Raw genomic sequence first — 11,789 nt, forward strand, 5'->3', positions numbered from 1 at the left:
AATGGAGCCAGTCAGCGTGAGCCTGCCGGGAGGCCCGTCCCTCACCCTCGCGGTGGTGCCGCTGGCGCCCGTGCGTCTCGCATGGGCGTCGCATCCAGAGGGCATGCTCGGGACCGTGCTGACGCAGGCGGAGCTGGCCGTGAGCGGGATGCACCGGTTGCCCGAGCGCAGGGTGGCGCACCTGGCTGGAAGGGTGGCCGCGAAGTCCGCGCTGCTTCACCATCTCGCGGCTTCCGGCGTCCGGTTGGTGGCGCAGGAGCTGGGCATTTCCCAGGTCATGGCAGGCCCGGAGCAGGGGAGGCCCGTGGTGCAGGTGCCGCCCGGGACGCCCGCGTGTGATGTGTCGATTTCCCATTCGAAGGACCTGGCGGTGGCCGTCGCCACGACCGGCGGGCGCGTGGGCGTGGACCTGGAGGCGGTACAGCCCCGCGGGCCCGGCTTCCATGACGAGGTCTTCACCGACGTCGAGCAGGACTGGCTCATGCACTGTCAGCGTCACCATGGCCGCGAGCCGGACGAGCTGTGGAGTCTGGGCTGGTGTCTCAAGGAGGCCCTGGTGAAACGCACGGGGCATGGCCTGCGGGATTCGCTCCAACAGGTGGGCTTCACGGGATGGGAGGAGCACGGCCCGTTGTCCGCTGTCATTCCCGGCCTCACGGATGCACCGGGCGCATTCTGTGTGCGGATCACCCTGAACTCCACCGGTCCAGGCCGTGAAACATTGTCGGGTTTGCTGGCCCTGGGCCGGGGATATGCGCTGGCGGTGCTCCACGTCCCGGAGGCGAGACCCGCATGAGACATGACGAGCCAAGACTGGGAGAGGTCTCCGTGGAGCGGGGCGCGTGGCGCTTCGAGCGTCCCATCGACACCGGGACCGACCCGTACCTGCTGGACCATGTCGTCGAGGGCCTGCCGGTGTTTCCCGCCGCATACCTCGTCGGGCTCATGACCCAGGCTGCCCATCGCATCCGGCCGCACCTGGGTGTGGTGGGCGTGCGTGACGTGCGGTTCGTCCAGGCGGCCCGCTTCAGGGGCACCCGGGGCTTCCAACTCGCGGTCACCGCGGAGCCGGAGGAGGCGGAGCCCGACGACATCCCGGTCGTGATCTCCTCCAGCATGTCCCCCCCCAGGGAGGGCTCTCCGCGCATCCTTCGGACCCATGCCCACGGCAAGGTGGTGTTGGGCACGCCGAAGGAGCGGGCCGCGCGGTTTCAGCGGATCGACTTCTCCAACGCCGCTGACTATGCGGAGCTGTATGCCCTTCCCAGGGAGATCCAGCACGGGCCGGCCTTCCTGGCCGGGGTGAAGTATCAGCGCCACGCCCCGGAGCAGTTGCTCGCGGTCGTCGCTCCTCCTGGCGGACCCCAGCGTGGATGGCGCGAGGACCGCGACATGCCGGGATGGCCGTCGACGTTGCTCAATGCCATCCTCCATGTCGGTTTCTCCCTGGGGGTGTTGTCGAGCGCGCGGACCCTGCTCCCGCTGGAGTTGGAGGCCGCGGATCTGTATGCCGTCCCCGAGGGGCAGGTGCAGGTCTTCGCGCGGCGGCAGGGCGTCCACGGCGGCCGTCAGGCCTTTCATGTCGTCTCCTGGGACGGGCAGGGTCGGCCCGTGGGTGTCTTCCGGGGATTCGTGTTGCAAGAAGTCCCCTGACGGTACGCGGGGACCGCTTCTGGCAGGGCCGGGAGCGCGGCGGAGGTGAGGCGAAGCATGCGTGTACACAGTGAATTGATCGATCAGCCCAGGCTCAACGAGACCCACGACACCAGTCAGCTTCTGGGGTTGGCACTGCGTGCCGCCGGGATCCCCCGCTGCTTCGGGATTCCGGGCGTCCAGAACCTGCGCCTGTACGAGATGCTCGGGCGTGGCGTGGTGGATCCGGTGCTCATCGCCAACGAGGCGAGCGCAGCCTATCTCGCCGTCGGGCAATACCAGAGCACCGGCCAGATCGGCTGTGTGAATGTCATTGGCGGGCCGGGCATCACGCACGCGCTCCCGGGCATCGAATTCGCGTTCCGCACCCACACGCCCGTCCTTGTCCTCACGACGGGGTGCGCGCGAGACGACGGCCGTGCGTATCAGTTGCACGATGTCGACAACCTGGGAGTCCTCGCACCGCTCTGCAAGGCGACCCACCGGCTGACCGAAGAGGACGACGTGCACGAAGTCGTGGCGCGCCTCATCAAGGCCGCGCACGGCGGGGTGCCCGGTCCATGTGCGCTGGAAGTGCCCATGCACCTGCTCCGGCGGGTATCGACCTTCCGTGAGCGCGAGCCGAGCCTTCGGCCCGCTGAAGTCCCCTCCGCGTGGCGGAACGCGGCCCTCCCTCCTGCGCTGGCCAGCGCGCTGGAGTCCTGCGCGGTCGCCATGGGCCGCGACGGCCTTCATGTCGTCAGCGACCGGGACCATCAACGGATCCCGTTTCGTCGTGGCGCGGTGCCGCTGGCGCTGGGCGCGGCGTTCTCGCGCAAGCTCGCGGTCGCCGTCACGGATGCCGAGTCGTTGGTGGCGTTCGCGCCAGAGCTCATCCTGGCGACCGCACGGCGTCTGCCCCTCGTCATCCTGGTCGAGCGGGATGCAGCCCAGGCCGACAGCCTCGACCTCGTGGCGAACCTCACCGGCGTTCGACTCATCCGGTCCACGGGAAAGGCCGAATGGGTCGGTGAAGTCGTGGAGGCGATGCGCACCCCCGAGGTGGTCATCTGCGAGATCGACCGTGCAGGGGACGCGGTGGCCGCGCCCGAGCCTGTGGCGCTCGAAGCGTCGTGGCTCGCAGCCTTCCAACAGGGAGTGCGGGGCAGCGGCCTTGGCTCCGTCTTCATCGCGGGAGATGGCAGGCTGAGCGCGGTGGCTGATGCGCTCTCCTCGGATGGCGTGTCGGTCCGGACCGTGCGGCATGATCAGAACCTGGGGTTCGTCGCGGACGGAGCTTCGCGATCGTCGGCGCGGCCCGCCGCCATCATCCTCCCCGAGGAATGGGCGCTCTCGTCGGTGTTGTCGGGAGTGGGGGAGGCCCATCTCGATCAGGTTCCCCTCGTGGTGCTCATCGTGGCCGCCACGACGCCCGGGCCCTGGCTCGGCACCCTGAAACACCTGTCGAAGTCGGCGACGGTCGTGGTCTCGGTGGAGGACATGGCGGGTGCCATCCAGGAGGCGGCCCAGCTCAGCCGTGCCGGTGCTCCAGGCCCGGTCTGCCTGGTTTGTCCCGCGAACCTCGCGGCGTCCTCCTCGGGAACCCAGCCCACAAGTGCCCCGACGGCGCCATCGCCCGCCCAGGGGGCTCCCACGGATGCGGAGCTGGATGCGGTGGCGCAGATGTTCCTTCGCTCGAAGCAGCCCGTGATCTTCGTGGGCCGTGGCGCGCGCGAGGGCTCCGCCGAGCTCGTGGAGCTGGCGCACCGGACGGGAGCTGTCGTCGCGTCGACGCTGTCCGGCAAGGGCGTGTTTCCTGAAACGGATCCCCTGTGGCTGTGGGGCGGCTTCGGTCCCTTGTCCCCTCCGCCCATGAAGGCCCTCGCGGAAGCGTGTGACGGGGCGCTCATCCTCGGCGCGAGGCTCAGTGAACTGGGAAGCGCTCACTACCGCGCCCGCTTACCGGCGTATTGCTTTCACGTGGACATCGATCCGGCGGTGCCGAACAAGGCTGCCTCCGCGATCGGCATCACCGCGGATGCCAGGGTCTTCCTCCAGGCCTTGCTGAAGCACCTCGACAGGCACTACCGCGAGAGCCTTCCGCGCCGGGTGGAAGGCCTCCTCGAACAGCTCCAGGCGGCCCGTGCCTGGGTGGACGCGGACGTTCGCGAGCGGAGAGAAGAGGGCAGGGGGATCGACCCCTATGAGCTCGTCCGCACGGTCCAGGCCGGGCTTCCTCCTGAGACGGTCTTCTGCGCGGATTCAGGCAATGGAACGATTCACGCACTGGAAGCACTGCGGCTCACCGCGCCGGATCGGTTCCTCTGTCCCGCGGACTACAACAGCATGGGTTATTCGGTCCCTGCCGCGCTCGGCGCCGCGGGGGCGCACCCGTCGGTGCCCGTGGTGTCCTTCGTGGGTGACGGCGCGTTCCTGATGACCGGGCTCAAATCCCTGCTGGGAGAGCCCGAAGCCCCTCCCATCATCACCGTCGTGCTGCGGGACCGCCGTCTGGGGATGATTGGAGACATCCAGCGCGCGACGAACCGCCCGGAGGTCTGCACCCAGCTCTCCGATTTCGACCTCGGGGCCTTCAAGGACAGACGCCCGGGACTGCGCTTCGAATCGGTATCCACGTCCGAGGCGTTGGCCCGAAGCGTCCAGGCCGCGCGGGTCGCATGGGAGGCGGGGCAGGGCACGCTCATCGAGTGCCTGATCAACCCCGAGACGAAGTCCTACTTCTTCCAGGGGGCACTCTCGTCGGCGGCGGTTCCCGTGCCCAGGCGGGTCCCCCGGTTGCCCACGGTGGAAGGTCCGCCTGGAGACCTCTGGGAGGTCATCGAGCGGGCGAAGGACCGCTTCACGGAGCGGGTCGCGCTGCGCGACGGTGCCCGGCAGTACCGGTACGGCGAGGTGCATGCCCGCGTGTCGCGGCTCGCGCAGTTCCTCCGGGAGCAGGGCGTGGGGCCGGGCGATGTCGTCGGGGTGATGCTGCGCAACCGGTCGGAGGTCGTCGAAGCGCACTTCGCCGCCGCGGGGCTCCGGGCCGTCGTGTTGAACATCAACGTCCGGCTCGCCGCGCCGGAGCTGAAGGACATCTTCAAGCAGGCCGGCGTGAAGTGGCTCATCGCCTCGACGGATTTCGCGCCGACCCTCTCCGAAACCCTCGCCATCGGGGACCTGCGGCTGGGAGGCGTGCTGTGGGTGGCCCCGGGCCAGGAGCCCCGTGTACTTCCCGAGCCGACGGACAGGTTCGGCACGACGCGCGATTATGAGGGCGCCCTCACCGCGTCAACGGCTCGCTTCGTCCCGGCGACCGGCTCCGAGTTCGATGCGTTCCACCTCTATTACACGAGCGGTACGACAGGCTTCCCGAAGGCAGTCCGCCTCACCCATCGCCAGGTCTTCCATCACGCGATCGCCACCGCGGAGGAGATGCACATCACTGGCGAGGATGTCTGGGGACACTTCTCGCCCATGTATCATGTCGTGGATGCCTTCGCGATCTACGCCCTGACCTGGCTGGGTGGGCAGCATGTGATGGTTTCGGATCCGGATCCGACCCACTTCCTGAGCCTGCTCGCGAGCGAGCGCATCACCTGCACCAACCTCGCCGCGGCGGCCGCGCATTTCCTCATCCACAGCCCGGACCTGGGGACGCACGACTTCAGCCGCTTGCGCATCCTCTCCTGCGGCGGCTCCGCCCTGGATGCCGGCTCGGTGGAGCGGCTGATCCAGATCTTCGGCTGCGAAATTTTCATGTCGTACGGCATGACGGAGTGCTGCGGGAAGATTTCAATGTCTCTCTTGTCGGACGAGCACCGCCAGCTCAGCCAGGGCGAACAGTTCGAGCGGATCGCCACGTCGGGTCGGCCGTTCAAGCTCATGGATGTGCGGATTGTCGATGAGCACGGGGCGGACGTCGCGCGCGACAACCAGACGATGGGTGAGGTGTGGATCCGCGGGCTCACGGTCTTCAGCGGTTACTTCAATGACGACACCGCGACCCGCGAGGCCTTCCAGGACGGCTGGTTCAAGACGGGAGATCTGGCGACGATCCGGCCGGACGGGTACCTGACGATCGCGGGCCGCAAGAAGGACATGATCATCTCCTACGGGGAGAACGTGTACCCGGGCGAGGTCGAGCGGGCCCTGGGGTCGCACCCGGGGGTCCAGCAGGTGGCGGTCTACGGCATCGAGAACCCGACGGCCGGAGAGGTGGTCAAGGCGGTCATCCGCCTCCGCGCGGGACATTCACTGACAGCACGTGAAGTCATCGCGTTCTGCCGGGGGCAATTGGCTGGCTACAAGGTTCCCTCAGAGGTGGAATTCATCGATGAGATGCCCATGACCGGGACCTTCAAGGTGGACAAGCTCCGCCTCAAGCGCCGGGAGGCACGGACGGGTGACGCGACCGCGACCGGAGCGAAGGCGCCGGTGGTTCGGGTCCGTCCCCGGACCGGGGTCGTCGAGCGCGTCCTGAAGATCGTCGAAGGCATCCGCGTGTCGGACGAGGGGCCGGTGGCCACCACGGCGACCCTCTGGAGCCTGGGATTGGATTCCATCCTGTTCCTCACGCTGCTCCGGGAACTTGAAAAGGAATTCCAGCTCAAGCTGGACCCGAACTTCCTGGTCCAGAACAACACCATCGAGATGATCGCCCGCGCAATCGCCCAGGCACCGGTCGAATCCCAGACGGCCGTACCGGCTCCCCACGAGGCGCCACCGCTCCTGAACGAAGCGCTCCTGTCTTCATGGAGCGCGACGGTGGAGCGGCGGCTCGGTGGTTTCGAATCGCTGGTCTATCAAGCCAACCGGCGGGGCCTGTTGCACATCAACCCCGTGGTGGACATGGAAGGCCCTGTCGACCCGGCGGTGATGCGCGAAGCCGCGGCGCTGTTGGAGAAGCGCCATCCCTATCTGCTGGCCTCCATCGTCGAGAAGAAGAAGGGCGACTTCTTCCTGGAGTACAAGCCGGGCCGCCACCTGGAGCTCGTCTTCGTCGAGGAGTCCGGGACGGAGCCCCTGGAGCAGTTGGTGGCGCGTCATCTGCGGGATTCGGGACAGAAGAAGATCCTGTTCATTCGCGCGAAGGGTTCACCCGAAGCCCACCAGGTCATCCCCATCTTCTGGCATTGCTACCTGGAGGTTCACGCCTTCCTGCGGCTGGTCCGGGAGCTGTTCGAACTCCACGAGCAGTTGATCGCCGGGACGCCCGTGGACGTGAAGCCACAGCCGCTCCCGGTGGCTCGGGAGGAGCTGTTCTCCCGGCTGCCGGGGATGGGGCTGGGTCCAACGGTCCAGCACCCGGATCCGGGCATCGCCAAGACGGGACAGGAAGTCCTCTCCGGCCTGGAGATCTTCCGGGCGAACAAGTTCAAGGCGCCGTTCGGGGTCCAGAAGAAGCGGGACTCGGAGATCTCGGTGGCGGGGGCTTCCCGTTCGGTGGTGATGGGCCGGGAGGCGACACGCAACATGCTGGGCGCCGTGGTGCGGCAGCAGAGCTCGTTGACCGGCGCCCTGTCCGCGGCGCTCTGTCTGGTCGCGCGGGAGCTGTTCTGCCCGGCGCCCAGGCCCCACCGCATGATTCTCGTGGGCTCGTTCGACGCACGGCCGCTCCTGAACCTGCCGACGGAGACGCTGGGGTACTACGCCACCTATCCGAAGTTCCTGGTGGATGTCGGCCCCGCGACCGGCTTCTGGGACCTGTCGCGCCACTTCCACCGCGAGAATCAGGCCTACATCGACCAGCGGACCTATGCGGGGATGGATGCGGAGCACTTCAGCAAGCTGGCGGGCGGCTTCGGAGCGGTCGCGAAGCTGCTCTGGGTGCCTGGGATGTGGGAGCAGTTCACCGCGCCAGGGCGGGCCTTCATCGTCAACCTGGGGGTGCTCGACTCAGGGCTGGGGCGGTTCAAGCTGAGGGGCGTGAAGGTGCTCCAGGACATCCCGGCGCTGGCCGTCTACAGCTACGTCCTCGACGGGTGCCTGCACCTGCAGACGTGCTCCCAGCTTGCCCCAGAGGCCGCGGACCGCTTCGCGGGGCACATCGAGGCGCACTTCAGCGGGATGATGGCCCCGGTGGCTGCCCAGGGGTAGGGGCGCGCCTGGGAGGGGCCCCATAAAGAAAAACCCCGGAATCACTTGGGAAAGTGACTCCGGGGGCTTGATGGCCAGGGTCGGACTTGAACCGACTACCTGCGGATTATGAGACCGCCGCTCTAACCAGGTGAGCTACCTGGCCGTAAGTTGTAACCTACGGCTTTTACTGCGGAACTTCGACTCCCTCAATACTGCCCCTCCAGCGGCTATGCAACTTGTACGGACTTCGTACGGGCTGGAGGACGGGAATGCCGACGTGGACAGGTAAGTGGGCGGGCGGCCGAACCTACGTGAACAAGCAGGGCATCACCGTGTGGGTCCTCGAAAAGCAGGTCCACGGGCGGCTCTATACCACACGGTTGGCGGCGGGCAACGAGAACGAAGCGTTGGGCGAGCTGGCGCTGTTCAAGAGGGACCCGGACGCCTACATCGCGCGGGCCCAGGCCCAGGTGGCAGGGCCGGCCGCCAAGGGGGAGGCCGCCGCCTCGCCGGTCTTCATGGACCCCGAGCGGGTGGGGCGGTTCCTCGAACACCTCAAGCGCCAGGGCCGTACGGAGCGCCACCGGAAGAACGTCCGGAACTACCTGGCGCAGTGGGCGGAGGCGCTCTTCGAGAAGGACCTGCGGACCCTCCGGCTCCAGGACCTCAAGCTGGTTCTGAACGGCTGGTACGACGCCGAGAAGAAGGAGATCGTCGCCAAGCGGCACCGCATCGCGGCCATCAAGTCGTTCTTCTCCTGGCTGCGCGAGGAGGAGGCGGTGCTCACCACGGCCGAGGACCCCACGCTTGCGCTGAAGGTGCCGCCGGCCCGCCCGGAGAAGGCCATGCGCGACAAGGGCTACTCCATGCGGGACGTGGAGCGCCTCTACGCCGCCATCCAGGGGTGGGAGTCCAAGAAGTACGGCTGGAAGGGGACGGGCCGCGTGACGGACGTGCAGCCGGTGCGGGACGTGCTGATGCTCCACGCCAAGTGCGGCATGCACGGCACCGAGATTGACCGCCTGGCCCGCGGAGAGGGCAAGGTGAAGGTGCTGCAAGGGCAGGGCGCCATCGCGGGCACCATCACGTTCGTCCACAAGTCGGGCCGGGTCCACGTGCAGTCCGTGGATGCGCAGGCCCTGGGCGCCGCCTTGCGCCTCCAGGCCCGGGGCTCGGCCCCGGCGGACTGGTGGATCCGTCAGGTGGTGAAGCGCGCGGCGAAGTCCATCGGCCTAGCGCCGCTGCGCATGGGGGAGCTGCGCCACAGCTTCGTCATCTGGGCCGCGGAGTGCGGGGTGGAGGTGAAGCCGGTGGATGGTGGCGTGCCGCTCTCGCGCATCGCGGCCACCATCGGGCACCAGTCCGCGGTGACGACGAAGAAGTTCTACGAGGGCGTGAAGGTGCCTCCGATGATCCAGCTCCCCCTCAAGCTGGACCATCCGGAGGATCCTGTGCTGCTACTTGACCGGCAGCTTCGCGATGGCAGCAGCCACTGACTTCGCGCTCTGGGCCCGGGGCTTCGCCGGAGCGGCCTTCTGCGGGCGCTCCGGTGGGGCTGGGCGGGACGAGGCATGCAGAAGCGCTGCCAAGCCGGATCCAATCTTGCTCCGGCAACACTGGAGGAAGCCGCCTTGCACCGAGGTCGAGTTCTGAGGCGCGCCATGCAGTATTCTCGATAGGAGCGACACAATGCTGAAGCCTGATGAAAGAGAATTCGTTCAAGGCATCTGCGCTGCGTTGGACCAACATCTGCATCGGCAAGAACAAGAGCGCGATGCGCTGTCGATTTTGGCTAGCGGTGCCGCATTCGAGGCTTGGCTTGCCTTTGAAGCACGCCTTGCTCTTGAATCGAGTCCAGGAGTTCTGCCAGTTGATCGTTTCTCCGTCGAAAACGAGCGCGGAAAGTCGGATGTGTACATCTCAGACTGGAAGACGGGGTCTGACACCTGCCATGCGTTGATAGAATTTAAGCTAGTCTACAATAACAAGAACTGGGGTACTCAGGTCCAGTCGGTGTTCAACGATCTTTACCCAACCAGGACTGAGAAACGGCTGCTGTCTCCAACGGTTCCGCGTGTCGCGCTCGTCGGGCTTATTGGTAAGCTGTACCTCGAAGGCGGTCGCTACCCAGGCCCGAGGCACGACATCAAAGAATGGGAGCGTGAAGTGTTCACCGCGCTTGAGGGGGGCAGAGGGCATGGTGCAGAACTTGTATGGAGTGGCAGACGCATGGCTCTCCAGCATGAGTGGCTCGACCCGAACTTCGCCAGCTTCTTCCAGCTTCATGCGTTCACACCTGTTTTTCCTAGCCTCCGTTTTGAGGGTGAGTGGAGCGCTTGGCCTAGCAGGCTGTTGAGAAACCCCTCCGAGGGATCGACACCCCCGCACCGTCGCGTGATGTCCTCCGCGCATCGGAGGACGTGATGCGCGGACGGCCCAAGCAGCAGACGACGCTGTTCAGCTTGAGGACGCCGGGGGACCGAGTCCCGGCGGACCATCCGCTGCGCAGGGTGAAGGACATGGCGGACGCCGCGCTGGCGGCGCTCTCGGCAACGTTCGACGCGATGTACAGCGGTACCGGTCGGCCGAGCATCCCACCGGAACAGTTGCTCAAGTCCTGCCTCCTCATGGCGTTCTACTCGGTGAGAAGCGAGCGGCTCTTCTGCGAGCAGCTCGACTACAACCTGCTCTACCGGTGGTTCCTCGACATGGGAATGGAGGACGCCTCCTTCGACCACAGCACCTTCTCGCAGAACCGGGACCGGCTGCTGGAGCACGACGTCGCCCGGAGATTCTTCATGGCGGTCATGAGCCAGGCGCAAAGCGCGGGGCTCACCAGCAACGAGCACTTCAGCGTGGATGGCAGCCTGATTGAAGCCTGGGCGTCGCTGAAGTCGTTCCGCCCGAAGGACGAGAAGGACGACAAGCAGGAGCCGCCCGACGACAAGGGTAACCCGACGGTGAACTTTCACGGGCAGAAGCGCGGCAACACGACGCACGCCTCGAAGACGGACCCGGAGGCGAAGCTTGCGCGCAAGGGCGCCGGCAAGGAGGCGCGGCTGGCCTATAGCCTCAATGGCGTCATGGAGAACCGCAACGGGCTGCTCGTGGACCTCGCTGTGATGCCGGCGGACGGCTTCGCCGAGCGCGACTCGGCGGTGATGATGCTCGATGGGCTGAAGTCCCGGAACGAGCGCTCCTCCGTGGGCGCCGACAAGGGCTACGACACGGCGGACTTCGTCGCCGACTGTCGGCGCATGGGAATCACGCCTCACATCGCCCAGACGACGGACACTCGGCGCCGCTCGGCCATCGACCGGCGAACAACGAGGCCCGCCGGCTACGCCCTCAGCCAGCGGGCACGGAAGCGAATCGAAGAGATATGGGGCTGGATGAAGACGGTGGGCGGCTTCCGCAAGACGCGCTTCAAAGGCAGGGAGCGGACGAAGTTGGCGGCGTATCTGGTGGGCGCCGCATACAACCTGGTGCGGATGGCGCGGCTGGCCGCCGCATAGGCGCTCTGCGCCCACTGCCTCCCCCCGAAGACAAGGTTGAGATTGAAGTCAACGAGAAGCCCGGCCTCGTGCCAGCAAACCGGGTTTCTTCAACAGCCTGCTAGAGGTCCACAATCTCTTCGCCCATGTGAAGGGGCGCCGTGATTCACGATGGTGGGCGTTTGAGGACCGGCTGGTGCGTGAACTTTTGAACCTCCGGGCCCTCACTTGGGCTTACCTCGACTCCGCACGCACGCGAAGACGCCGAGCGCAAACGTCCGGCGCAGCCGCCCAGTCCAAGCGTGGCATGCGCTCCTTCTTCGGTTCCTCCATCGTCGCGGCAAAGACCCGGCCCTCCTCCTCTAGCTTCGGCCCCGCTTGAGGGAACGTCTGTGGGCAGGGGGCGGAATTCCAGTGCCCGCTGGAGGGAGTTGACGAAGAACAGAGGCCGGGTACGGTGAGTGTCAACGTAGTTGTCGCGTGAAACAGGTCAAGCAGCTGCGGTCATTGTTGGAACGAGAGGGGTGAGGTTCGGGGAAGGGTTGAGCCGCACGGGGCCCGTGGGTGTCCAGTCGCGGGTGT

6 protein-coding genes and 1 tRNA gene are annotated in these 11,789 nt (G+C 66.7%); 6 read left to right on the plus strand and 1 reads right to left on the minus strand.

Features of this window, described 5'->3' with window-relative positions; genetic code table 11:
• Positions 1-16 precede the first annotated feature (16 nt).
• The 3 genes from D7V88_RS14760 to D7V88_RS14770 are packed head-to-tail and all read left to right on the plus strand — an operon-like array spanning position 17 to position 7,731.
• Positions 17-796, plus strand: a complete 780-nt coding sequence (locus tag D7V88_RS14760) for a 4'-phosphopantetheinyl transferase family protein (protein ID WP_244238153.1) — start codon at positions 17-19, stop codon at positions 794-796.
• Complete coding sequence (locus D7V88_RS14765; protein ID WP_120541285.1) at positions 793-1,653, plus strand: hotdog family protein; 861 nt, start codon at positions 793-795, stop codon at positions 1,651-1,653. Before D7V88_RS14760 ends, D7V88_RS14765 begins: the two co-directional genes overlap by 4 nt.
• Positions 1,654-1,710: 57 nt before the next feature.
• Positions 1,711-7,731, plus strand: coding sequence for an AMP-binding protein (locus D7V88_RS14770; RefSeq protein ID WP_120541286.1), 6,021 nt, complete (start codon positions 1,711-1,713; stop codon positions 7,729-7,731).
• Positions 7,732-7,802: 71 nt separating this feature from the next.
• Here D7V88_RS14770 and D7V88_RS14775 read toward each other — a convergent pair.
• Positions 7,803-7,876, minus strand: a tRNA-Ile gene (locus tag D7V88_RS14775).
• Positions 7,877-7,982: 106 nt separating this feature from the next.
• Between D7V88_RS14775 and D7V88_RS44385 the strand changes: the two genes are divergently transcribed.
• From D7V88_RS44385 to D7V88_RS14790, 3 genes are all read left to right on the plus strand, one after another.
• The gene (locus D7V88_RS44385) at positions 7,983-9,209 is read left to right on the plus strand and encodes a site-specific integrase (RefSeq protein WP_244238154.1); all 1,227 of its coding nucleotides are present in this window, start codon (positions 7,983-7,985) and stop codon (positions 9,207-9,209) included.
• Positions 9,210-9,402: 193 nt separating this feature from the next.
• Positions 9,403-10,137, plus strand: coding sequence for a hypothetical protein (locus D7V88_RS42600; protein WP_147448743.1), 735 nt, complete (start codon positions 9,403-9,405; stop codon positions 10,135-10,137).
• Positions 10,137-11,228 (plus strand): IS5 family transposase, encoded by a 1,092-nt coding sequence (locus tag D7V88_RS14790; RefSeq protein WP_120541287.1) that lies wholly within the window; start codon positions 10,137-10,139, stop codon positions 11,226-11,228. Before D7V88_RS42600 ends, D7V88_RS14790 begins: the two co-directional genes overlap by 1 nt.
• Positions 11,229-11,789: the final 561 nt, after the last annotated feature.

This window comes from Corallococcus terminator (assembly GCF_003611635.1).
In the GTDB taxonomy this organism is placed as follows: domain Bacteria; phylum Myxococcota; class Myxococcia; order Myxococcales; family Myxococcaceae; genus Corallococcus; species Corallococcus terminator.